The sequence below is a fragment of the Pseudoalteromonas fuliginea genome (assembly GCF_000690055.1).
In the GTDB taxonomy this organism is placed as follows: Bacteria; Pseudomonadota; Gammaproteobacteria; order Enterobacterales; family Alteromonadaceae; genus Pseudoalteromonas; species Pseudoalteromonas fuliginea.
This window is the reverse complement of record NZ_JJNZ01000037.1, coordinates 88,707-112,839: the sequence shown is the minus strand read 5'-3', so window position 1 is coordinate 112,839 and position 24,133 is coordinate 88,707. Positions and strand designations below refer to the sequence as shown.

At 37.0% G+C, this 24,133-nt stretch carries 21 protein-coding genes; 8 read left to right on the top strand and 13 right to left on the bottom strand.

Annotated features, from left to right (window positions below):
• Nucleotides 1-137 precede the first annotated feature (137 nt).
• Nucleotides 138-1,925, bottom strand: coding sequence for a M61 family metallopeptidase (locus tag DC53_RS08590; RefSeq protein ID WP_033030213.1), 1,788 nt, complete (start codon nt 1,923-1,925; stop codon nt 138-140).
• Nucleotides 1,926-2,129: 204 nt separating this feature from the next.
• On the opposite strand from DC53_RS08590, the gene DC53_RS08595 reads away from it, so the two are divergent.
• The 6 genes from DC53_RS08595 to DC53_RS08620 all read left to right on the top strand — a co-directional run bounded on the left by DC53_RS08595 (nt 2,130) and on the right by DC53_RS08620 (nt 9,417).
• Nucleotides 2,130-3,665, top strand: coding sequence for a GGDEF domain-containing protein (locus DC53_RS08595; RefSeq protein WP_033030212.1), 1,536 nt, complete (start codon nt 2,130-2,132; stop codon nt 3,663-3,665).
• 75 nt (nt 3,666-3,740) lie between these two features.
• Nucleotides 3,741-5,084 carry a nucleotide 5'-monophosphate nucleosidase PpnN gene (gene ppnN / locus DC53_RS08600; RefSeq protein WP_007376311.1) on the top strand — a complete coding sequence of 448 codons (1,344 nt, stop codon included), beginning with the start codon at nt 3,741-3,743 and terminating at the stop codon, nt 5,082-5,084.
• Nucleotides 5,085-5,094: 10 nt separating this feature from the next.
• Nucleotides 5,095-5,868 carry a flap endonuclease Xni gene (gene xni / locus DC53_RS08605; protein WP_007376312.1) on the top strand — a complete coding sequence of 258 codons (774 nt, stop codon included), beginning with the start codon at nt 5,095-5,097 and terminating at the stop codon, nt 5,866-5,868.
• Nucleotides 5,869-5,937: 69 nt separating this feature from the next.
• Nucleotides 5,938-6,315 (top strand): DUF3192 domain-containing protein, encoded by a 378-nt coding sequence (locus DC53_RS08610; RefSeq protein ID WP_007376313.1) that lies wholly within the window; start codon nt 5,938-5,940, stop codon nt 6,313-6,315.
• A gap of 17 nt (nt 6,316-6,332) precedes the next feature.
• Nucleotides 6,333-8,021, top strand: a complete 1,689-nt coding sequence (locus tag DC53_RS08615; RefSeq protein WP_033030210.1) for a hypothetical protein — start codon at nt 6,333-6,335, stop codon at nt 8,019-8,021.
• A 388-nt stretch (nt 8,022-8,409) separates the two neighbouring features.
• Entirely contained in the window at nt 8,410-9,417 is a 1,008-nt protein-coding gene (locus DC53_RS08620) for an isocitrate dehydrogenase (protein WP_007376316.1), read from the top strand.
• Nucleotides 9,418-9,484: 67 nt separating this feature from the next.
• On the opposite strand, the gene DC53_RS08625 is transcribed toward DC53_RS08620, so the two are convergent.
• Nucleotides 9,485-12,505 (bottom strand): immune inhibitor A domain-containing protein, encoded by a 3,021-nt coding sequence (locus DC53_RS08625; protein WP_033030208.1) that lies wholly within the window; start codon nt 12,503-12,505, stop codon nt 9,485-9,487.
• 487 nt (nt 12,506-12,992) lie between these two features.
• Here DC53_RS08625 and DC53_RS08630 point away from each other — a divergent pair, with 487 nt between their 5' ends.
• Together DC53_RS08630 and ilvN are read left to right on the top strand one after the other, a co-directional pair.
• On the top strand, nt 12,993-14,717 hold the full coding sequence (locus DC53_RS08630; protein ID WP_033030206.1) for an acetolactate synthase 3 large subunit: 1,725 nt from the start codon (nt 12,993-12,995) through the stop codon (nt 14,715-14,717).
• Complete coding sequence (gene ilvN, locus DC53_RS08635; protein ID WP_007376319.1) at nt 14,717-15,214, top strand: acetolactate synthase small subunit; 498 nt, start codon at nt 14,717-14,719, stop codon at nt 15,212-15,214. Before DC53_RS08630 ends, ilvN begins: the two co-directional genes overlap by 1 nt.
• 92 nt (nt 15,215-15,306) lie before the next feature.
• Here ilvN and DC53_RS08640 read toward each other — a convergent pair whose 3' ends face one another.
• The 11 genes from DC53_RS08640 to DC53_RS08690 form a co-directional block, all read right to left on the bottom strand.
• Nucleotides 15,307-15,582, bottom strand: a complete 276-nt coding sequence (locus DC53_RS08640) for an HU family DNA-binding protein (RefSeq protein ID WP_002962474.1) — start codon at nt 15,580-15,582, stop codon at nt 15,307-15,309.
• A gap of 206 nt (nt 15,583-15,788) precedes the next feature.
• Nucleotides 15,789-16,328, bottom strand: a complete 540-nt coding sequence (locus DC53_RS08645; protein ID WP_007376320.1) for a DUF3833 domain-containing protein — start codon at nt 16,326-16,328, stop codon at nt 15,789-15,791.
• Between the two features lies 1 nt (nt 16,329).
• Complete coding sequence (locus tag DC53_RS08650) at nt 16,330-16,818, bottom strand: chalcone isomerase family protein (RefSeq protein ID WP_033030203.1); 489 nt, start codon at nt 16,816-16,818, stop codon at nt 16,330-16,332.
• 53 nt (nt 16,819-16,871) lie between these two features.
• Nucleotides 16,872-17,372 carry a DUF2878 domain-containing protein gene (locus DC53_RS08655; protein ID WP_033030202.1) on the bottom strand — a complete coding sequence of 167 codons (501 nt, stop codon included), beginning with the start codon at nt 17,370-17,372 and terminating at the stop codon, nt 16,872-16,874.
• Complete coding sequence (locus DC53_RS08660) at nt 17,350-18,612, bottom strand: SAM-dependent methyltransferase (protein ID WP_008137087.1); 1,263 nt, start codon at nt 18,610-18,612, stop codon at nt 17,350-17,352. Before DC53_RS08660 ends, DC53_RS08655 begins: the two co-directional genes overlap by 23 nt.
• 39 nt (nt 18,613-18,651) lie before the next feature.
• Complete coding sequence (locus DC53_RS08665) at nt 18,652-19,389, bottom strand: DUF1365 domain-containing protein (protein ID WP_033030200.1); 738 nt, start codon at nt 19,387-19,389, stop codon at nt 18,652-18,654.
• The gene (locus DC53_RS08670; protein ID WP_033030198.1) at nt 19,382-20,638 is read right to left on the bottom strand and encodes an NAD(P)/FAD-dependent oxidoreductase; all 1,257 of its coding nucleotides are present in this window, start codon (nt 20,636-20,638) and stop codon (nt 19,382-19,384) included. Before DC53_RS08670 ends, DC53_RS08665 begins: the two co-directional genes overlap by 8 nt.
• Entirely contained in the window at nt 20,635-21,345 is a 711-nt protein-coding gene (locus DC53_RS08675; RefSeq protein ID WP_008137092.1) for an SDR family NAD(P)-dependent oxidoreductase, read from the bottom strand. Before DC53_RS08675 ends, DC53_RS08670 begins: the two co-directional genes overlap by 4 nt.
• A 2-nt stretch (nt 21,346-21,347) precedes the next feature.
• The gene (locus tag DC53_RS08680; RefSeq protein ID WP_007376327.1) at nt 21,348-21,776 is read right to left on the bottom strand and encodes a nuclear transport factor 2 family protein; all 429 of its coding nucleotides are present in this window, start codon (nt 21,774-21,776) and stop codon (nt 21,348-21,350) included.
• A gap of 1 nt (nt 21,777) precedes the next feature.
• Nucleotides 21,778-23,172 carry a deoxyribodipyrimidine photo-lyase gene (phrB, locus tag DC53_RS08685; RefSeq protein ID WP_033030197.1) on the bottom strand — a complete coding sequence of 465 codons (1,395 nt, stop codon included), beginning with the start codon at nt 23,170-23,172 and terminating at the stop codon, nt 21,778-21,780.
• A complete protein-coding gene (locus DC53_RS08690; protein WP_007376329.1) occupies nt 23,172-24,125 on the bottom strand; it encodes a YbgA family protein in 954 nt (317 codons plus the stop codon). The genes phrB and DC53_RS08690 overlap by 1 nt, the downstream gene beginning before the upstream one ends.
• Between the last annotated feature and the right edge of the window lie 8 nt (nt 24,126-24,133).

Sequence of the window (24,133 nt, the reverse complement as noted above, 5' to 3'; positions counted from 1 at the left end):
TGAAAGGTCAATAGGCCCTAGAACTAGGCAAAATTTTTTTTATCTAGTTGTTCTAAATAAAAATTTTTAACGACGTTATAGTGAAATTTAATTCGTTAAATTGTTCAAGTATTTATGCAGGTTGGTATAAATCACTTTTAGTCTTTTTTTACATCTGCAGGGTGTTCTACACCGATCCACGCTTTAAATAGCGCTTTTTGTTCAAGCGTAGCGTCTTTATTAGCAACTACTTTTTTAGGTTTATCAAAATCTTCTGATAATACTAATGTTAAGCTATCAAGAGCATCGCGACGAATATAGTCAACGGTTACTTTCTCGCCTGCTTTAAATGTTTCTAGGCTCGTTTTTAAATCTTTACCAACATGATGCTTATTTATAGCAACAATTTTATCATTGGTAGTTAAACCCGCTTCCCATGCACTTCCGCCACGACGAACGTAACTTAGTGTTAGTAACTCACCGGTATTTTTAGCGGTGGCGTCAACACTCGCAAGCGCTTTTGCTTTTTCTGGTCGTTCATATTTTAAGCCCACTTTAGCAAGTAACTCATCAAAGTTGATACTTGCAGGCGATTCTACATTTTCTTGCCACCAGCTTGAGTAATCACGCCCTGTTAAATCTTTTAAAATGTTAAGCACATCTACGTCTGTAAACCCCGCTGGCATTTTATGATTGTTATAAAGTGCTTTGTGCACATCGCGGTAGCTTATTGTACCTTGGCTTTTTTCTAGTAAGTCGATATCTAAAGCGAGTGAAAGTAACGAACCTTCTGAATAAATATTGGTACTGTAATTACGTGCGTGATCGCCACCTTGATTAATCCATTTATCAAAACTTGTTTCGCTTGCGCTTTGCACTTCACGGCCCGGTGTTTGTAAATGACGATTAATTGTTTTACTCATTACTTTAAAAAATTCATCTGTTGTTTGGATGCCTGAGCGCACTAATAAATGATCTTCAAAGTAACTTGTTGAACCTTCTGCGATCCAAAGTAGTTTAGAGTAATTCATATTCGTGTAATCGTACGGCACTAAACCCTGTGGGCGGTATGCTTTTACATTCCATGTATGAATAAATTCGTGTGCGGCTGTGCTTATAAAACCTAAGTAATCTTCTCGGCTACCAAATCGATCGCGTGGACGTTGTATAATAGTAGAGTTTAAATGCTCAGTTGCACCACCCGCTCCCGACGTTGCATGTACCATAAATACATAACGCTCATACGGATAGCCATCCCAAATTACATTACCTGTCGCTACTAGCTTTTTCAGATCTGTAAGCATTAAATCTACATCGTAGTTACCATCGCCCCATACAACTAAGTCATATTCCCGGTCATCTACTTCAAATGTGTCTAATTGATTTATACCTGTTTCGATTGGCGAATCAACAAGCACATCGTAGTTAGCTGCTTTGAATGAATTTTTACCTTCTAAATTATCCATACCTGATACAGAACGCCATTTTTTAGGTATATCTAAATTGACTGTTACTGGCTCTTGACGAAACGACTCGCTAAACATAAAAAAACCTGATGCATCAATAAATGCATGGCTGTCGTCAATATGACGGGCGCGTTTGCCTAGTTCATTTGCATACACTTGATAATCAACATTAACTTCTGTTGGCTTATTAAGATGTACACGCCATGTACTATGATCAACTTTTTCCCACGTTAACTCTTTGCCATCTTCATCTTTTGCATTGAAGTAACGTACGCCATTGGCTAAGTTTAAAATTTCGTATCGCCCGGTACGCCAAGCAGGAAGTTTTACATCGATATGAGATTGTGCTGATTTTGGAAATTCAACACTTACATTACCCAAATGATGCTGTGGTTCAGATATTTTTAATTCGTAATTTACATCAGCAAAAGCTGAAGTAGAACATGCAGCTACAATCGATAAAGCTAATAACTTTTTCATAAAAACTCTTAATAGAAACTTAATTACTAGCTAGATTAACAAGCTCGGATTTAAATGTGAATTAAATACGATAAAGAGTCTTGTACATGAGTTTATACGCATTAGCTTACTAAAATTACTAAGTTTTTAGTTAGATAACTACACATAACAAAAATTTGTTGTAAACTGAAGATAATATAACTAATACGATGGCGGTAAGCTTAGGTGTCTGATAAATCTAACGCTACAGATAAGAAACTAAAACAAGCAATTGACGCCCGAATGGCTGTTGAAGACGCGCGTAAATATCAGGTGGACACTCTTTCTGATTTCTCAGCTAAATTATCATTGAGTTGTAAAGGACTTGATACTGAATTAGATAATAGGCTTGCTAAGTTCAGGGCTGCACTCATTAAAGGTGTCAGCTTTGAAGATCTATCGCCATTGATAAGTGAAACAATTGTTTTATTAAAAAACCAAGAATCAGTACAACTCTCCCAACAACGAGATTTGTATAACAGCGTACAGAGTGCTGGTAAACAACTGCAAAAAACAAAAGGGTTACCAGAGGATACACGTAGAACACTTCGCCATTTATTAGATCACGAAATTAATCAAGTGCACTCTACCCATGATTTTATACCTTTACTTGACCAACTAATTTCTTTTTATCATCAAACATTAAGTCTCAAACTAGAAGCTGCGTCTGACGATGAATGTACTGCAACACCTGAGCTTGCACAAAAATTACTAAAATTAGCTAACGAATTAGTGTTGGAAGACGAAGCAACTGAAGAAATTAAATACATAAAAAATTGTATTACAGAAAGCGACACGTTAGATGCACTGTTAAAGGCTTCTATTAATATAATTAGTGTTATTGTAAAGAATATTAATAAAGAGCGTAAATCGGCACAAAGCTTTTTATCTTCTTTAAACCAAACACTTGAAGATTTACATCATTCAATTGTATCAACAAGTAAACACTCAAAATCGATGGAAGTTGAGTTTGATGTTTTAAATAAAAGCATTGAAAGTAAGATTAAAAATCTTAATGTGCAAACTCAAAATGCAACTTCTATATCATCTTTAAAAGAGTTGGTTGATAACGAATTAAAATCGCTTAGTGAAGACTTTATTGCAAAAGAAAAACTTGAACGCACTGACAGAGAAATGCTGGTTTCTAGCTTTGATGAAATTAATGGTCGTATTGGTAGCCTTGAAAGCAAACTAACAAAATATAAAAAACGCTTAAATGAACAACGTTTCAAAAGTCTATTGGATAGTTTAACAAAACTGCCTAATCGTGCTGCATTTGATGAACGTTACAACCATGAAATACACCTATTTAATGTTCAGTCATCGGATGTCACTCTTGCGGTGATTGATGTTGACCATTTTAAATCCATTAATGATAGATTTGGTCATACTGCTGGGGATATAACACTACAAGTTATAGCCAAAGCACTACAAAAATCGGTTAGAAAATCAGATTTTATTGCCCGTTATGGCGGTGAAGAGTTTGTTTTACTTATGCCTAGTACTTCGCTCATAAATGCTACGGCCCCTCTTGATAAACTGAGGAAGATAATTAAAAGTATTCCTTTTAAATTTAAAGATAAACAAATTGAAATAACTATTTCTCTAGGTGTTACTCAGTTAAAGAAAGGCGATACACCTATAATCGCTTTTGACCGAGCAGATGATGCTCTTTATGAAGCGAAAAATACAGGTCGGGATCGTCTTTGTATAAGTAAATAATGTCATATTTTTTATTTTAAATAAAAGATATCACGAAGTGGTAATTTACATAAAAGAATAGCAAGGAGAACGCCGATGCTAATACAATTAAACCCAACTGGGGTTTTAGATTTATTGTCACAACTAGAAGTTGATTTATTAGAGCAATCATCCACTAGCGAGCGCTATAAACTATTTAGAAATTGTGCACTTGCTGTGCTAAACGTGGGGAGTCATACGGACGCCAGCAACGAAATTTATGATAAATATCAAGATTTTGATATACGCCTATTGAGCCGTGAACGCGGGATTAAAATTGAGCTTGAAAATCCACCCTTAACTGCTTTTGTAGATGGTGAGATCATCACCGGTATTCACGAACATATTTTCTCTGTTATCCGCGATATTTTATTTATATGTCAAAAATACGAAAAAAATCTTAAAGAACAAAAAGCCATTACTCATATGGTGTTTGACATGCTAAGAAATGCCGATGCATTGCGCGTAAATAGCGAACCTAGCATGGTAGTTTGTTGGGGCGGACATTCTATTAATGAAGTTGAATACAAATATACTAAGCAAGTGGGATACGAATTAGGCTTACGCGGTTTAAATATTTGCACAGGCTGTGGACCTGGCGCAATGAAAGGCCCTATGAAAGGAGCCACCATTGGCCACGCGAAACAACGCATTAAAGATAATCGTTACTTAGGCTTGACTGAACCAAGTATTATTGCTGCTGAACCACCGAACCCAATTGTAAATGAGCTGGTAATTTTACCTGATATAGAAAAGCGTTTAGAGGCATTTATACGCACCGCTCACGCTATAATTATTTTTCCTGGTGGAGCTGGCACCGCAGAAGAGCTTTTGTATTTATTAGGTATATTGTTACATCCTGACAACGCCAAACAATGCATGCCTGTGATTTTAACGGGCCCAAAAGAAAGCGAAGCTTATTTTAAAGAACTGTGCGAATTTGTTGAAATGACATTAGGTAAAGAAGCGCTCAACAAATTTGAAGTAATTATTGATGACCCTAAATTAGTTGGACAAACATTAAAGTCAGCAATGACTGATGTACGCAATTATCGTAAAAGCGAAGGTGATGCGTATTACTTTAACTGGACGCTAAAGATTGATAACGATTTTCAGCAACCTTTTGCACCAACCCATGAAAATATGGCTGGTCTTGATTTACACCTTAATCAACCAAAACAGTTATTAGCAGCTAATTTACGACGAGCATTTTCAGGAATTGTTGCCGGCAATGTAAAAGACGAAGGTATAAAAGCGATTAAACAAAATGGCCGTTATATTTTAAGCGGTGAACCCGCTTTGATGAAAGATATGGATAAACTGCTTCAGGCATTTGTTGACCAAGGACGTATGAAGCTCCCTGGTAGTAAGTACACTCCATGTTATGAAATAAAAGCATGAGTTTTATAATTTGAAACCACATTTACTTCTTATAGATGCGCTTAATCTAATTAGGCGCATTTACGCGGTTGACGTAAACCAAAAACACCACAGTGATGATCAAATGATCGAAGCATGTTGTGCTAGAGTAGCTCATGCATGCAAAAAACTACTAAACACTACCAACGCCACCCATGCTATTGCTGTGTTTGATGGAGACAGAAGTTGGCGTTACCATTTCTATAAAAATTACAAACATTCACGCTCGCCAATGCCACAAATTTTGAAAGATGCATTAATACATTTCAAAACAGCCATTGAAGAAACAGGTATTGTAGTATTTGAACCTATTAATGACGAAGCTGACGACATTATTACCACCCTTGCGTGCAAAGCTGCAACGAATAATGTAAGCAACACAATTGTATCTACTGACAAAGGTTTCTTACCTCATTTAGGTCAATACATAACTATTTATGATTACTTTAAAAAGCAATACCTTGATGAGCACAGTATAAAAGAACGTTTTGGAGTTCAACAAAGTAGGTTAGTAGACTTTTGGGCACTCGCTGGTGATAAAACCAATGATATTCCAGGCGTAAAAGGCATAGGGATAAAGTCGGCTCAACAACTTATTAATAATTATAATACTGTTGAGCAAGCGCTAGAAGATAAATTACTAAGCCCAAGTATTCATAAAAAGCTAGAAGCAAATATGGAAATGTATGTAATCTCAAAACAACTGGTTAGTTTACGCACGGATATAAACTTGGGTTTTAGTTTAAAGCAATTAAGGCTTAGTTAGTCGCATGTTTATAGCGTGTGCTAATTACAATACGTATACTATTATTAGATTCTGTGACCAGAGTAAATAATGTTGAAAAAGTTTTTTAGGTATTTAATTCTAGGTTTAGGGCTATATGCGCTAATAGCAACATTGGTGATCACTTTTTATAAAGATGACCCCCAAGCGATGATTTGGCAAGACCGCGAAGCATTTAATAAACGTTATATCGAAAAGCTTTCACTAGAGCAGCCTACTACTATTAATAGTGTACTTGACTACTTAGGCAGCCCAGATCTTACTTTTGCAAAACGCAATAGTGATGAAGTACTTCAAATCATTTTTTATCGCACGCAACATAAAACGTCCGATGGCATAACAACCATAGATGAATGTACCGGACTGTTATTTAAAAATGGTCAACTTATTTTGTGGGGGCCTAGTGCTTATAAAAAATATCAGGATTAAAACTAGGTGAAGGCATAATGAATGAGCCTATTTCTGTCAAACTAAACCAATTACTTGAAAATACAAAACTATTTTTAACTTTATATAATGTAAAAAAACAATGGCAGACAGTCTACCCTGCAGTATGTAAACTTTCTGAGCAATACAGAGAACTATATGAGCAATATCCTGTAGCTTTACAAGCTAGGTGTGCTGTATTTAACCCTAAATATAGTTACTCTGTTAATTTGGTTATCAATCAATGTGTTTTAACCGCTGCTTTGTGTAAAAGCCAGCAATACAATAATCAGCTTAGTGAATTATATATCTGTGCTGCACTTGTTGATCACTTATGTGTGGGTGAGCAACTAAACAAGCTTTCCAAACAGTTAAAGTTTAGTGATAGTGATAAAAAAATATGGCAACTACGCCACCAGCTCACCGCTAAAATAATCTTAACTGGTGGTGATTCAGCAAAACCAATAACGCAAGTTCTTGCAAAACTAAGTAAGTACAAGCAAGCATTAGTCACTACACCAAAAATAATGCTTTATGATGGTGGCATTACGCTTGTTGCTATCGCTAATATAATTGCAATGAACATTACTTATAGCCCTTCTAAACAACATATTAGTCTTTTTAAAGCTCTTGGCGATTTATATATACGTACACCTAACCTATTTGCGCAACAGCTAATAAAATTTTTAATCGCACATATAGGCCCATTATTACCGGGTAGCCGAGTTATATATAATGATCAATTAATGGTGTATTTGGCCAGCGACAATCAGCAGCGTCATATACTAATAAACGCCGAGAATAAAAATAAAATAGCGTGGTATAGAGTCAAGGCATTGCTAAACAGCAACGCTATCCAGTGGCAATCAAATGATTCACGTATCCAAATTAGTGTATGGGACAGTGAGCATATAACTTCCACTGCCAATATACTAAATAATGGGTCGCTAGCTTTGATAGAGTTAATTAGTCGTCTTAAGTTGCAGCATGAATACAGCTACAAAGCGTTAAGCCAAATTATGGCGCCTTATCCTAATGTAATAGAAAATCTATGTGAGGCTGTAAAACCTTATAATAATGAACATCAAGCGGCTAAAAATTTGAAACATAGTCTATCTATGGTTGGTTATTTTAACGCCCCTGCAATTATTCAGCGAGTTATATTTGAGCAACTGGTTAAGGTAACTCCTCACCCTTTACAACAATTTGTTTTAACGCGACTAGAGTGCATAGTAGAAATTATTGCTCTATTGGTTAGTAAAAATAAAATGATTCAATTTGAACATATCGCACTTCCTCTCTATGGCTATGCTTATTTTTTATTAACACAATGCAGTACACATATATCTAGAAAAATAATGATTGATGAAACACCTAACACCACATTGAATACGCCTATTAGTGCCTTTTTTGGTGTTAGTTCATTAGACACTGAGCAGCTAAAAGCACAACTTACATTACTATTAAGTGATAACCCTTGGGCAATCGCATTATTGGAAGCTGAACATCTTCCAAAAAAGCAGCTCAACGAACGCAGTAAACTATGGGTAGCAATAAAGGCGCTTACACAAACCGTATTTAAACCGCAGCTAAAGCTAAGCACTTGGCAACAGCAAATATTAGATCAGCAATTAACTACTCAAAAATGGGAAAACCATCACTTATTTAATGAACAGCTCCAAGAGCTTGCCTTATCTAATACTATTTAATACCAATCCGTAATAATACTTAATCAATTTGAGGGATTAAACCTGACGCTAACTGCGTTTAATCTACTTGCAATAAGCAAGCTAATGACGCGCAAATTCGCCTTTTTTCATTGAAAATCTCTGGCTAGAAAAATAATTTTAAATATCATTATGGTTCAATATGTTAGTAAATATCTTATATCTGTGTTCAGGTTATTTAGTCTTTTTATTTCCATTATAAATACAATTTATACCCAGTATTTGTAGTATAAACTGGCAAAATGGGCGATAAGTTGGTATAAATGCGCCCTTACAATTTTCAATCCCATTCACATAAATGACCTAACAAGCTGTTACTCTCTCAGAGTAATAATTTATGTGCAAATCAAAATCTTTAAAGGAAAAGTCAATGGCCAAACAAACCATCACAGTGATCAAAGGCGACGGCATCGGTCCGAGCATTATCGACTCAGCACTTGAAATATTAAAAGCCGCAGGTTGCGACTTTGATTATGAATTTGTTGATGCAGGCCTTGCAGCACTTGAAAAAACAGGTGAGTTACTTCCGCAAGAAACGGTTGATACCATTGCTAGAAACAAAATCACATTAAAAGGTCCTTTAACTACGCCTGTAGGTGAAGGTTTTACGTCTATTAACGTAACGCTTCGTAAGCAATTTGGTTTATACGCTAACGTACGCCCAGTTAAATCATTTGTTGGTACTAAAGCGCGTTACGACGATATTGATATCATTACTATTCGTGAAAACACCCAAGGTATGTACTCAGGTGCTGGCCAAGTAGTAAGTGAAGACGGAAATGAAGCACAAGCAAAATCGATAATTACGCGTGAAGGCGCAGAAAAAATCGTAACTTTTGCATACGAGCTAGCGGTACGCGAAGGTCGTAAAAAAGTAACTGCCGTTCATAAAGCTAACATTTTAAAATCAACATCTGGTTTGTTTTTAAAAGTAGCACGTGAAGTAGCAGAGCGTTACCCACAAATTGAATCAAATGAAATGATTGTTGATGCTACATGTATGAAGCTGGTAATGACACCTGAAGAGTTTGACGTAATTGTTACGACTAACTTATTTGGTGATATTTTATCTGACCTTTGTGCTGGTTTAGTTGGCGGTTTAGGTATGGCACCTGGTGCTAACATTGGTGAAGACGCAGCAATTTTTGAAGCTGTACATGGTAGCGCGCCTGATATTGCAGGCAAAAACCTAGCTAACCCAACATCTGTAATTTTAGCATCTATTCAAATGCTTGAGCATTTAAATATGGGCGATACAGCAGAGCGTATTCGTAGTGCTGTTGCTGATGTAATTAAATCAGGCGACCGTACAACTCGCGATTTAGGTGGCAGCCACGGTACAACTGATTTCACTCAATCAGTAATTGACCGTTTATAATTAATATTTGTTATTAATTTAAAAAGCCCGCTAATTTAGCGGGCTTTTTTATGTTTGCTAACTACGTTTATACTAACCTAGTGTATTTATGCAAGTTAGTATTAAACCTAAATAAGCCCAAAAGTAGTAATCCTAATAAACCTGAAAGTGATCCGCCACTTGACCCCGAACTACTTTGTTGTTTTTGCACAGTAGCAGATAACTCTTTAGTAAAAGTATCATTGGTTTGAGTATCAGTAACATTCAACGTTACGTTATATGTCCCGCCAGCTTGATAAGTATGCCTTGGGTTTTGTAAATTTGATAACGCACTGCCATCACCAAAATCCCAACTGTAAGTATAACTATTAAAGCCGCCGGTTACTTGGGCATTAAATTGTGCGCTTAAATCACTAACGGTAGCGTTTGCGTTTATGCTAAGCGGAACAGTTGCAGTTACATCAATCGCTTTAGTTTGCTCCGTGCCTTCGTTATCTGTCACTGTAAGCGTTACTTGGTAATCACCAGAGTATAAATAATTATAAGTAAGCGATTGCGTCGTTAAAATACTTCCATCCCCTAGCTGCCAATTATAAGTATACGGTGCGACCCCACCTGTAAGCGAAGCCTCAGCTGTTAAAGTTCCTTGGTTTATTTCATATTCAATTTCATTTACAGATAATGGTTCAGCTAGTGTAACTTGAACTACAGCTACTTGATCTGAAGTACCATTACTTGCCATAAACTCAACGTTGTAAGTGCCATAGTCTTGGTATTCATGAGTAGGGGTTAACTCTATGCTTGAGCTACCATCATCAAAATTCCACGTAAATGTATCCGAAGGCGTGAGTGCAAAACCTTCTACATTAAAATTAACGGTTAAACCTGTTTTGGTAAAATTAATACCCTTAGTGACATCGTAATTAAGCTCTACTTCTATGTCTTCACTATCAGCTGACTGATTTATAATATTAAACCCAAAACCAACCTGTGGAAGCATAACACCCGATGGTTTTTGTGCTGAAAAGCTATAATCGTTTTTATCAGTGAACTGGGTGATAGCTGATAAATCATCATCACCTAACCCTGCCCTTTGTTGGTATAGACTAAAAGCAGCATCACGTATTTGAATTGCTGAAGCAGCCGGAGTTTGCGTACTGCCTTTATTTATTGAGCGCTGATCGGCATCTACCACTAATGCAAAACCACTGCCTGGATGCTCGGTAGTATTATTATCTGCTTGAGATTCATTGCTGTACCACAATAATAACCCCGGTGAGTACTGCTCTGCTTGTAAGCTACTGTCAACGTCTGTGTATGAACGTAATTGTAAATAGTAATGTGATGGTGATGCATATGTGTAATTACCAATTTTTTCAAAGCCATTAAACTCAGTGTTAACTTGATCTTGTGCATTATTTTGCCAAATTAAAGTATCACTTTGCTCAATGCGCATATCATCAACAACAAAACCATAATAATGTGTGTTCGCATCTGTTATGTATTCAATTTTTAAATCAATTGTTTGCCCAGCATAAGCTGATAAATCAAATTTATGGGTTAAATAGCCGTTAGGTTGCTTAGCATCACTATTAAGAAATGAATCACCTGAGATATACGGACCAATATCACCGTAGTATGGATTAAGCGCTTGCGTATAATTACTCGCGATTGGCTCGCCATTTACTTTTACTTGAACTAAATCGTAATCGCGCTCAATACTGTAATAAGCAATAAAGCTTAAAGTAAGTGTCTCAGTTGTGCTTGGTAGCGCTATTGTATTCGCTAAGCTGTTGCTAATATTGTCGCCCGTATTTGAATAGTATTGAAAATCACCTTCTACTGGAGCCCTAAATTTTTCGAGCCTTGGTGGCAGTGTTATTTTTATTTGATTTTGCAGTTGTGAAATACTCGCAGTATTAATTAATGTTTGCTGTGAGTTAGCCTCTATCTCATCCATATCAAGCGTAAGCTGGTTAACCCAGTTACCCCGGTATCGTTTTTGTAAATACTCAAGCGCATAAGGACTAAACATAACCGGCTCTGAGCCTCTTGGCGAACCAGCCCAACTTCCTGTCGACATAACTGACCAAGACGCGACGGGTTCACCTACCGTGTTAGATTGCAAGTCGTATTCATCCAATAATCCTAAGTCATGTCCAAACTCATGCACTACCACACCAATCCCTGCATCAATAGGGTTAATGGTATAACCAAAGAGCTTAATATTGCTGCCTGCAATCTCGCTCGGCCCGCTATTTTCATCAAACACATAGTAGCGGTGCGACCAAATAGCATCGGTGCTTAGGTAACCGCCACCTGCTTCCTCACCAATACTTGAATGAAAAATCATTACATGGTCAATGATGCCATTAGGTTCATTAACAATACCGTCGCCATCAATATCATCTAAATCGGTTAAATCATAATCCGCTAAATTAATATTAAACTTTGCAACCGCCTTCTCCACAGCCTCTTTAATTAAAGCGGGTGCATTTATATCCCGTGTACTGCCTTGGCGCTCACCATATATTTTTGCATTGCTATCAGCGGTTACCCAGCCATATACCTGTCCGTTAAAGTTTAAGCTGTTCCCCGAAGCCACTTTATAATAATCAGCAGCCGTTTTTAAGCTTTGTCCATCAGGGCCCGTATAACCTTGAGTATTAAAAAGCATTTGCTGATAGTGCTCAGTTGAATATTCAGCGTAAAACATGTCGGTGTCTTGCTCTACAAGCTGATTGTCGTCATGTTTTAGATCAGGAAAATCAATTAAGATAGCTAACACTTTTACATCATTAACACTTTGATCTGGCACTAGTGACGTTGAAAAAGCAACCTGCTGTTTATTTGTGTTTGAAAAAACGTTGGAGGAGGATTTAAATTGCCTAAAGCCATTTTTAATTGAGTGATTGGCAGCTTCTTTATTACTCATATATGACTTAAATGAACTATCTAACTCACTTGAAGATATTTGGTCTCTTTTTTTAAGCCAATATAAAATACGTTCTTCGTTAGTTATACCAACATCATGCGGACTTATATTATTAGCTGCCACTATTGGGCTTAATAGCGTAGTTAAAAGCGCAATTAACATCACTTTTTTCACTGTGTCTTCCTCAAACATAATTATGTAGTAATCATACCTAATAATAGGAATTTAAACAGGCGATAAAAACATATAGTTAACATATGCAATAAAAGTTAATGGTCTCTCACTATTTTTATATCTAAAATCGAACCCACAACCTAAAGTGCATAATTTCTGCTAGTAAACTCAGTTAAACACAGAGTTTCTGCAGATTTAAATTAAAAAAAGCCACAAAACGAATTTAAAATGCAAAAAACCGCTTTCAAGGTTGACATAAAGGCTCAAAACCCTTAAAAATAAACCTATACAGAATTTTTAATTTAAAAGCAGTGTTTTGCTAAGTAGAGTAAAAACTATGAACACACACATTAATCTTTTAGTCGTACTCGTACTGGTCTTAGTTATAAGCCCAGCGGGGATGTATTAAAAGGTGATACTGCTTTTTAAAAACCCTCGCACTACGCGGGGGTTTTTTTATGCATAAAAAGCGCACAGAGGAATGAGGATGAGCAAACAAGAATATAATGGTTCTGAACTAGTTGTTCAGGCATTAAAAGATTTAAAGGTTAAATACATATTTGGCTACCCCGGTGGTTCAGTATTAGATTTATACGATGCACTTTTTCAACAAGATGATATTGAACACATACTCGTGCGTCACGAGCAAGCTGCTACGCATATGGCCGACGGCTATGCACGAGCAACTGGTGACGTGGGTGTTGTGCTTGCAACCTCAGGCCCTGGCGCTACAAACTGTATTACAGGTATTGCAACGGCCTACATGGATTCAATTCCTATGGTTGTATTATCAGGCCAAGTACCTACAAATTTAATTGGTGACGATGCATTCCAAGAAACTGATATTGTTGGCTGTTCTCGCCCTATAGTTAAACACAGCTTTAATTGTAGAAGTGCGCAGGATATCCCTGCAATACTCGCTAAAGCCTTTTATATAGCCAGTACAGGTCGTCCAGGCCCAGTTGTAGTTGAACTCCCTAAAGACATGCTAAACCCTGCGATTAAGTTTGAATACGAATTTCCTCAAACAACAGAACTTAGAACATACAGTCCTAATACTAAAGGTCACTCTAAGCAAATTCGAAAAGCTGTTACTGCCATTTTAGAAGCTAAAAAGCTCGTTATTTATTCGGGTGGCGGCATTGTTATTTCAAACACGTCAGAGCAATTAACACACTTAGTTGAATCGTTAAATGCGCCAATTACAAACACACTAATGGGATTGGGTGGTATTTCAGGTGTGCACCCTAACTTTGTCGGTATGCTAGGCATGCACGGTACACTAGAAGCAAACAAAGCAATGGCTAACGCTGATGTTATTTTGGCATTAGGTGCCCGATTTGATGACAGGGTAACTAATAATGTTCAAAAGTTTTGCCCTAATGCCACAATTGTACATGTAGATGTAGACCCAACCTCTATTTCTAAAACAATCAAAGCGCATATTCCCGTTGTGGGTTGCTTAGCAACGGTGCTGGAGCAACTACAAGCAGGTATAGATAAAAGCCCAATTAAAATCGACCGCAGCGCACAAGAAGATTGGTGGCGTCAAATTATCAGCTGGCGCGAACAAAAATGTTTAAGCTACAACACTGATGGCGAAAAAATTAAACCACAAGCCGTGATAGAAGCTGTTTATAAAGCCACTAATGGCGATGCTTACGTAAGTTCTGACGTTGGTCAGCACCAAATGTTTGCAGCGCAATACTACCCATTTAAGCATCCTCGTCAGTGGATAAATTCAGGCGGCCTAGGCACTATGGGCTTTGGTTTACCTGCTGCAATGGGTGTAAAGCTAGCCTTTCCGGATAAAGAATCTGTATGTATTACAGGTGATGGCTCTATTCAAATGAATATCCAAGAACTATCTACCTGTTTACAGTACAACCTTGCGGTAAAAGTTGTATCACTTAATAACCGCTCTTTAGGTATGGTACGTCAATGGCAAGATATGGTTTACGGCGGACGCCATTCATCATCTTATATGGATTCCCTCCCTGATTTTGTTAAGTTAGTTGAAAGCTACGGACATGTAGGTATTCAAGTAAATACGCTTGATGAACTACAACCTGCAATTGACAGGGCGATGAGCATAAACGACCGCTTAGTCTTTTTAGATATTCTTGTCGACGAAAAAGAGCATGTATATCCAATGCAAATTAAATTAGGTGGCATTGATGAGATGTGGTTACGTAAAGGAGTAAAAGCATAATGCGTCGTATTTTATCTATATTATTAGAAAATGAACCCGGTGCTCTATCACGTATTGTTGGGCTTTTTTCACAACGTGCATACAATATTGATAGCCTGACTGTAGGTACAACTGATGATCAATCATTATCGCGTATCACTATTACCACCATGGGTGATGACCGTGTTGTTGAGCAAATAACAAAGCAAGTTAATAAACTTGTTGATGTATTAAAGATTATAGATTTAACCGAGATGAGTCACATCGAACGCGAGCTTTTATTAGTTAAAGTATTCGCGCAAGATGAATCAACCCGTGCTGCAGTAACCCGTGTGGTCGATGTTTTCCAAGGCGCTATTTTAGATATGGGACGTCAAAGTTACAGCCTACAACTTGTTAGTAGCACAGATAAGATAGAATCATTTTTAGATACGTTGCGACATGAAACTGACATTATTGAAGTTGTGCGCTCAGGTGCTGTAGGCATAGGAAGAGGCGATAAAGCCTTAAAAGCATAACTTACCTATAATTAAGCCATTGAAATTTGGCTTTTTAATAGATAAAAAAAAAGGGCTAATTAGCCCTTTTTTTATTTAATTTGTTAAACCTATTAAGGGTTTACTTGGTCTTTAAGACCTTTACCTGCTTTAAAGCTTGGGATAGTTGCTGCTGCGATTTGGATCTCAGCACCCGTTTGCGGGTTACGACCAGTACGTGCCGCACGTTCTTTTACTGAGAAAGTACCAAAACCAACTAACGCTACTGAATCACCTTCTTTTAAAGAAGAAGTTACAGCACCGGTAAACGCGTCAAGAGCACGAGTAGCGGCAGCTTTAGAGATTTCTGCATCAGTAGCAATTTTTTCAACTAATTGAGCTTTATTCATTGTTAGATTCCTATTCGTTATTATTTTGCCTTCGCAAATCCTATCTTTATGCATTTTTAAACAGTTAGCAACAGCAAATTGCATTTTTTGTTTAAAATCTTCAAAAACACATAAAATTTAAATAATTCTCGGTAAAATACAGCATGTTGAGTTAACAACAACTTAATTTAAGTACAATTTTGGTGCAACTTAGGCAACATAATAAACTATATTTTTTCGATAACTAAGGTCACTTCCCCAACCTCGACACCAAACTTAACAATAGATGTGCGGTTTATCAAGCGCGTTTGTGTAACCAAGTACATCCAATCGTCAAAATTAACGTTTAAAGTGCTGTCATCATATGCAAGTTCAACATTATAGTTCCAATGAAATACACTGCCATTACTTTTCCCTTTAGCTACACCAATAACATCATCAGCAGTGCCCGTTAGGCTGTTATCGTTATTAAGCGTTACTTTCCAAATACGTTTTTGTGTTTCACCATCATCGTAAACAAAATCTTCCTCAATAACACCCTGGTTACCATCCCACGTTGCATTCATATCTACGACAAGCTTGCGGGTCAATTCACCCTTAAAGTCTTGTACAACACCATAGGCTTTTAAATTTCCACTAAAAAATGTTTTAAAGTCAAAGTTTGGCGATGTATTTTTATAATGTTCAACATTTGGCGCTGAACAGCTAATTAAAAGTAGAGCTGATAAGCAGATCAATGCTGTTTTTAACGTGTTTAATATATTCATATTAATTCCCTAATAATTGCTTTCGTAGTTTTGGCTCAGAAGTTTTTTCGTCAAGCCAAATGGCTAAAAAGTCACTCGAAAATTGAAGTTCGTTTATTTCACCAATTTGTTCATCATTATGATAAAAAGTACTCATACCCTGCTCATTAGTGATCAGCGTTAGCGAATCGCCTTGTTTAATATCAGGCCAAATAGACAATAATTTACTGTCATATTTATCAGCTAGCTCTTTTTTTCCAATATGCTCCCACTGCTCATTTGTTGCTTTTACGATTTCTTTAGCTTCAAAGTCACGTAAATAGGTAAGTTTAAATTTAATAGGATGCGTTCCTGCGCTGTAATTACCTGAAGGGGTAAATAAAACCGCGTCATATACATCCCAAAATAAATACTCCATTCGTGCTTCGCCTACTTTATTAAACTGTGTGTCAGCTAAAACAATTGAAGTTGTAAGCAAATAAAAAGTAACTGCCTTTAGTATAAGTTTCAAAATAAGCTCCCTCGAGTCAATGAGTAATGTTACGAAATGGGAATTGTGGGCGATCAGCGGTTGATGAATAACTTAATTTTTTGGTTTATAAAAAGAATAGCAGTAAACACAGTAGACCAAAGCGCACCGTACACGAGCCAAAACTGCCATAAAGGTAAGCCTAAACTTATTACTTCAAAGCGCCCCCCAGCCCAATAACTTGCTGGCGCAAAAGCTATGCATACTAAAAAGGCCTGCCAAAGTTTTAACCTACCTAAAAAGATCATTGAGGTGTTTAAAGAAAGTAATAATGCAACCCATAAAAAGGCGAGCCATAGAGGAAAGGGATAAACTTTAAATTCTAACAAGCCTAACTTTACCGCTATAAACTCTAACAACATTGCTAAAGGTAGGGCTTTAATTAGTAGTAAGGTGTCTTGTTTTTTCTGCTTTGACAAACAAAACATTAAAACAATAATTAATCCGCTAAAAAATAGCGAATCAGCCTCAAGCAGCAATGATAAAAACCACACTGCTTGAAATAAAACAAAATTAATAACCGAGCGCAATATCATCGTTATCGCTCATAAACCTCGGTTTACGTGCCATTAAATGCACTGTGCTTGTAGCTCTAGCTCTAAACGCACCTTCGCAATAAGCAAAGTAAAATAACCACAAGCGATAAAAGCGTTCATCAAATTTTGAACGGTCCAAATCTGGCCAGCTTTTTATAAAACGGGTTCGCCAATCAGCTAATGTTCGTGCGTAGTGAGCACCAATATCATTAACAGTATGAATTACCATGTCGGTATTATTTTTAATCTGCTCACTCATTTCGTTAAGTGATGGCAAACATCCGCCCGGAAAAATATACTGTTGGATAAAGTCAGAATTTTTTAAGTAGTGTTTATAACGCTGATCGCCAATAGTTATAGCTTGTATGAGCATAGCACCATCATCTTTCAAAAGTTCACCACATTGGGTGAAAAAGCTAGGTAAGTACTCATGGCCCACCGCTTCTATCATCTCAATAGAAACAAGCTTGTCGTACTTGCCTTTTAATAGTCTGTAATCGAGCTTGAGTAACGTTATTTTATTTTCAAGACCAAGCTCAATAATTTTATTTGCTACGTAATCGTGTTGTTCGTCAGATATGGTTGTTGTTGTAACATGGCAATCATAATGCGTGGCTGCATATATAGCAAAAGCCCCCCACCCTGTACCAATCTCAATAACTGAGTCATTTTTTTGAAGCTCAACTTGCTCACAAATGCGTTTAAGCTTGTATAGTTGAGCCTCTTCAAGTGTCGCTTCTTTTGTAGGATATACAGCACTTGAGTAAAGCATTTCTTTACTTAAAAATGATTCGTACAAATCATTACCTAAGTCGTAATGAGCAACAATATTCTTTTTAGATCCTGATTCAGAATTTTTATTTTTTATATGATTGAACCGGTGTGCGACATTGCTAAAAAATGCGAATTTTTTTTCAAACTCATCAAGTTGCTTTTCATTTATAGCAAATATTTCTATAAATGAGGTTAAGTTATCGCAAGACCAATGCCCAAGAATATACGCTTCGCCTGCGCCAACACTGCCTGACAGAGCAAATGCTTTATACATTGCTTTATCATTTACTGTAACAGTTGCTTTTAGTTCTGAAGATGAATCCCCAAAAATAGTTCTTTCGTTTCCTTCAATCAAAACTATTTGACCAGTTTTAATTGACGAAAAGGCTTTAGTTACTAATTTTTTATATATGTTAGTTAACCAACTCGTGCTTTGTTCACAATTTAAGCTCGACACTTTATCCATTAAAATACCTATTTATTGTTCTAACTATCTGTATATGTTTTATGGCCTACCTGAGTGACCTAAAAAAGGCACTCGCTTTATAAATAACTTTAGCGCTTGATGGTAAATACCTTTAAAGATCGACCACGTCATGGCCGGAAAACGTTTTAGTAACTTACTGACTTCTTGATTAGTAAGCTCTGCACGTTTCAAACGAAGTGTTGCATCAAATAATAATACTTCATCTCGTTTATTTTCAATATGTATCAATGTTTTATCAGGCGACTGTCGAATATGCCAATGATAGTTCATATCTAAATTCATAAAAGGTGATACGGAAAAAACCTTCTTAAAGTTCACTTTTTTTTCTAGGGAGACTAAATAGTAATGGCGTTCATTCCACGGTGTATTACTTACTTCAGCAATCATATACGTAAAGCTATTATCGCTATTACCAAAAAAGTAAAAATTAACAGGGCTAAAATAAACCCCTAAACAGCGTAGTTGCCCAAGCATATAAACATGAGTAAATGTTTCCTTTATACCTAATGAAGAAAGTTGCTTATGAGCACGTTCAATAATGGGAGATTGGTCAGAAGCTGATAAACTTTGTAGGTAATCTGCCTCGTTAAACTTTAAGGCTTTTAAGCCTGATGTACCTAAGTTTTTATGTACACCATTTAATTGCTGAGGATTGTTTAGATCGACCCACATCATATACAAAGGATAGCTAAAACGATGTTCTTTAACAGCAAAACGGCGATGTTTTACATCGCCTAAATAAACTGCACTAGTCAAATTCGACCCCAAGCTGTTTAGCCACATCTACACCACTGTGTACACCATCTTCATGGAAGCCATTGTACCAATAAGCACCACAAAAATAACTATTATTGTTCCCATCAATACTGTGTTTTAATTTTTGAGCAGCAATAGATTCTTGGTTAAATACAGGGTGATGATAGGTAAACTCGCGCAAAATTTTACTTTGGCTTATTCCTTCAATATGATTAAGCGTTACACAAAACTGTGTATCCGATTGTATACCTTGCAAAATATTCATTTGGTAAGTAACAACAGCTGCTTTATCAGTGTTGTTATTAAGTAGGTAGTTCCAGCTTGCCCATGCCGCTTTTCTATCTGGTAAAAGGTTTGTATCGGTGTGCAGCACCACTGAGTTCTCAGTGTAAGCTATTGCACCCAATACTGACTTTTCTTGCTCCGTAGCATCACCAAGTAGTGCAAGGGCCTGATCTGAATGACAAGCAAATATTACTTTATCAAATTTACTTTGCTCACCATTGGCAAACTCTATTGTTACTTCATCATTTTGACGCGTAACAGATTTAATATTTGTATTGAGGTTAATTTTATCGGCAAAGCCTCTGATCAGCGGCTTAATGTACTGACGAGAGCCTCCTGGTACTACATACCACTGTGGTCTATTGGTTACATCTAAAAGCCCATGATTAAAGAAAAACTTAACAAAAAACTCAACGCCTACGTTTTCCATTTCTTTAATACTGGTAGACCAAATAGCCGCGCCCATAGGAAGAATATAATGGTATTTAAAAAAGTCATTAAACTGGTTATCGTTAAGCAATTGTCCTAATGATTGTTCAGATTGATAGTCACCTTTTTCATGCATTGCTTTGCACAGTTTGTTAAACCTAACAATGTCGTACAATAAACGCCAAAATTTTGGTCTGAAAATATTACGGCGCTGTGCAAACAAACTTGTAAACGTATGGCCATTATATTCAAAACCAGTGGCTTCGTTGTGAACACTAAAGCTCATTTCTGTTTTTTGTTTATTGACACCAATACGCTTTAGCAGCTTTTCAAAGTATGGGTAAGTTCGGTCATTAAACACAATAAAGCCTGTGTCTATTGCGTATTTGATGCCGCTTACATCAACATCAACTGTTGCAGTGTGACCACCTATGTAATCATTCTTTTCAAAAATGGTTACATCATAATGTTTGTGAAGCAAATGCCCACATGTTAAACCAGATACACCAGTTCCTATTATTGCTATTTTTTTCAACGGGCTAATCCTTTTGCGATTCTAAGCCAAAGTGGGAGTGGTAAAATACGTAATGCTTTTAATATAAGTGTAAAACGATAAGGGAAATGAACGTCTTTGCGGCGTTTTTGAATACCCTTAATCATGTAGTCAGCGGCTTTTTCAGCAGTAACGGCCATAGGCATCGGGAAATCATTTTTACTAGTGAGCGGGGTTTTTACAAAACCTGGATGAACTAAAGTCACATCAACATCATTTAAATCAACAGCTAAGCTTTTTGCTAAATAACTTACACCCGCTTTTGATGCACCATAAGCTTCTGAACGAGGTAGCGCAAGATAAGTAACACTTGAGCTAACTAAAACAAGCTGGCCGCCTGGATTTATTTTAGGGAGTAACGCCTCAAGGCAATACCCCATAGAAAGTAAATTGACGTTTATTACACGCGCAAATAATGCACTATCAAAATTTCGCGCATCATCTATATATTCACAGTTACCGGCGTTTAAAATAACACGGTCAAAATGAGGAAAGCCAATAGTAGACTCTTTTATATCTTGCAGGTTAGTTGCATCAAATTTACAAGCTTGAATATTGTCGTATTTAGCAAGCTCGGCGAGCTTTTCACTATTACGTCCGCAAGCTATAACAGTGTCTCCTAGCTGCGCATATTTAATTGCTAGCTGCTCTCCAATACCTGATGTAGCACCCGTTATAAGTGTGATCATAATTAACCTGTCCTTTTATCAATTAGCTTTATAACGCTACCAAGTAAAGGAATGTGTTTGTATAACAACTCGCCCACATTAAAGTAGTCTCTGTGCTTGATAATTTTGCCATCTTTAAAAATAAGCTTGCTATGACCTTCTACCGAAATAGTTTTACCTGATGAGAGCTTTGGATGTGCATAATGCATAGTCCAATAAATAAAAGCATTGTTACCGCTATTAAACGAATCACTAATATCAAACTGACAATGCTTAACATTGCTGTATAAGTTAGCAAAGTACCTGCGCAATTCTACAATGCCATTAATTTCATGCATCGGGTCTATAAACTGTATGTTGTCACAGTAAATATCACTCAATAAATCAAGATTAGTGCTATCAAGCTGTTGGTATATTTCAACAAATTTATCTACTGGTAACTGGTTATCCATATCACACCTTAAATGCAGCAAGTGCACGTTCTCGTGCCGCTTTATGATCAACTATTGCTGGCCAGTAACATTCCTTATCTTTGCCTGTTGCGGCTAAATAAGTGTGTGGAAAATGAATGTGTTTATCTGGCACGTTTTCAAGCTCTGGCAAATACTTACGGATAAACTTGCCCGTTGGATCAAAGCGCTCGCTTTGTCTGATAGGGTTAAAAACTCTAAAGTAAGGCTGAGCATCACAGCCCGTACTTGCAGCCCACTGCCAACCACCATTATTAGAGGCTAAATCGCCATCAATTAGGTGCTGCATAAAAAAGCGCTCACCTTCGCGCCAGTCTATTAATAAATGCTTAGTTAAAAAGCTCGCAACAACCATTCGTAAACGATTATGCATCCAACCGGTTTGCTTTAGTTGTAGCATTGCAGCATCCACTAACGGGTAACCTGTACGCCCTTCACACCATGCTGTAAATTCATTTTCGCTTTTACGCCACACTACAGCGTTATACTTTTCGTTAAAGTTATCGCCACGTGAAAGCTTCGGAAATTCAGCAATTAAATGCCTGTAAAATTCGCGCCAAACAAGCTCGTTAATCCACGTAAACGTTTTACTTTTTGATGTAGTTAAAATATCAGGATAACGTTGCTGAATATTAATAAGCAGTTGCTTTGTGCTTACAATACCTAGTGCTAAATACGGGCTTAAACCCGATGTGCCTTTTACACTGGGAATATCACGCTGGTCGTCGTAACTTGTAAGTTTGTCGCATATAAAATTATCAACTACGGTAGAGAGTGTTTCGTCGTCAACCGGCCACTTATCTGAGCACCCATCATTTTTTAGTAAATCACTCTCGTCAAACTCAATAGGGTCAGAAGTTAAAGGCCATTGTGGCAAACTAAAGTGTGTATCTTGATACTGCTTTAACCATGCACGTTTAAATGGAGTAAACACTTTATACATTTCATTACTTTGATTTTTAACTGAGCCTGCAGGCGCAATTAAATCACCTTCGTACAAAGTAAAAGTAATTGAACGCTCATCGCATTCATACAAAATTGCTTTATCGCGGTTTACTTCATTAAGCTCATATTCTGTATTAGCAATTACGTGTTTTACATCGTTTGCTTTACAAAAGTTAATGAGCTCGCGCGTACAATCACAAAAGCTAGGCGCTTCAATAATATGTAAAGTAATACCGTAATCAGCAAGTTGGGATTGAAGATAAGTAACTCGGCGCTTGAGTAAGTCAATCTGAATAGGCGCTGTTTGGTGTTGTTGCCACTGCTTTTCAGACACAAAAAAAATGGCGTGTTTAGCGCCATTGTTTAGCGCTTGAATTAACGCTTCGTTAGAAAAAAGGCGCAAATCGCGCCTAAACCAAAATAATGTATCCATTAAATACCAAATCGTAGTTTTAAATCGTGAGGGTATGGGTTAAAAAACACTTGTTTTTCGAGGTACTCATTCGGATGAACTTTCAAATGATGTTTTAACAAGGTAAGTGGTACATACAATGGTACCAATCCTTCGCGGTATTCATCTATCGCATCACGAAGTTCTTGTTTTTCAACCTTCGATAAATCAGTTTTAAAGTAACCTTGTAAGTGCATTAGCGTGTTGCAATTATTTCTGCGAGAAGCTGGCTTTTTAAGACCTGTCATCAAACCTAAAATATACTCATCAGCAACTGCATTTATATCGTCACCTACAAACGTTCCGAGCAGGTTACCCAAATCACGATAAGCTTGATAATTGTGAGCCATCAATAAATACTTATACTGAGAGTGAAATTGAGTAAGCTTGTGAACCGTAAGCGGCTCTTGTACTAACTTTTGCCAGTTTTTAAATACGTAAATTCTCATTACAAAGTTTTCACGTAAATGCATATCGTTTAAACGCCCGTTTTCTTCACATGGCAATAATGGGTTGTGCTTCATTATTTGCTCAGCAAAAAAACCAACGCCTTCTGAGGTATTACCCGTGCCTGCTTCATTGTATATTTTAATGCGTTCCATACCGCAACTTGGACTTTTCGCGCAAAATACAAATCCACTCAACTCTTTAGCTTGTTCTGTTGCAACTTTTTTACCATATTCGGTAAGTTGTTGACCTACTTCGCCAGTGCCATCTGGGCGACATACTTTAATAGTATCGCCCACTTTAACTTGGCGAATAGTTGGGCGAGGTATCGGTAAACCAACAGCTACTTCCGGACAAAACCGTGTGTATTCAACGTGTTTACCTAGCTCATCCATACAAAAATTTGATTTTTTATGACCCGTATCAAATCTAACTTTTTCGCCTGCTAAGCAGGCGCTTATACCTATTTTTATTATATCTGTGTGCATATATTCTC

Excerpts from the sequence above, each read along its gene's own strand:
- DC53_RS08590 (WP_033030213.1), bottom strand. The coding sequence starts at position 1,925 with ATGAAAAAGTTATTAGCTTTATCGATTGTAGCTGCATGTTCTACTTCA.
- DC53_RS08640 (WP_002962474.1), bottom strand. The coding sequence starts at position 15,582 with ATGAATAAAGCTCAATTAGTTGAAAAAATTGCTACTGATGCAGAAATC.
- DC53_RS08630 (WP_033030206.1), top strand. The coding sequence starts at position 12,993 with ATGAGCAAACAAGAATATAATGGTTCTGAACTAGTTGTTCAGGCATTA.
- DC53_RS08645 (WP_007376320.1), bottom strand. The coding sequence starts at position 16,328 with ATGAATATATTAAACACGTTAAAAACAGCATTGATCTGCTTATCAGCT.
- ilvN (WP_007376319.1), top strand. The coding sequence starts at position 14,717 with ATGCGTCGTATTTTATCTATATTATTAGAAAATGAACCCGGTGCTCTA.
- DC53_RS08615 (WP_033030210.1), top strand. The coding sequence starts at position 6,333 with ATGAATGAGCCTATTTCTGTCAAACTAAACCAATTACTTGAAAATACA.
- DC53_RS08610 (WP_007376313.1), top strand. The coding sequence starts at position 5,938 with ATGTTGAAAAAGTTTTTTAGGTATTTAATTCTAGGTTTAGGGCTATAT.
- DC53_RS08655 (WP_033030202.1), bottom strand. The coding sequence starts at position 17,372 with ATGATATTGCGCTCGGTTATTAATTTTGTTTTATTTCAAGCAGTGTGG.
- DC53_RS08680 (WP_007376327.1), bottom strand. The coding sequence starts at position 21,776 with ATGGATAACCAGTTACCAGTAGATAAATTTGTTGAAATATACCAACAG.
- ppnN (WP_007376311.1), top strand. The coding sequence starts at position 3,741 with ATGCTAATACAATTAAACCCAACTGGGGTTTTAGATTTATTGTCACAA.
- DC53_RS08675 (WP_008137092.1), bottom strand. The coding sequence starts at position 21,345 with ATGATCACACTTATAACGGGTGCTACATCAGGTATTGGAGAGCAGCTA.
- DC53_RS08690 (WP_007376329.1), bottom strand. The coding sequence starts at position 24,125 with ATGCACACAGATATAATAAAAATAGGTATAAGCGCCTGCTTAGCAGGC.
- DC53_RS08660 (WP_008137087.1), bottom strand. The coding sequence starts at position 18,612 with ATGGATAAAGTGTCGAGCTTAAATTGTGAACAAAGCACGAGTTGGTTA.
- DC53_RS08620 (WP_007376316.1), top strand. The coding sequence starts at position 8,410 with ATGGCCAAACAAACCATCACAGTGATCAAAGGCGACGGCATCGGTCCG.
- phrB (WP_033030197.1), bottom strand. The coding sequence starts at position 23,172 with ATGGATACATTATTTTGGTTTAGGCGCGATTTGCGCCTTTTTTCTAAC.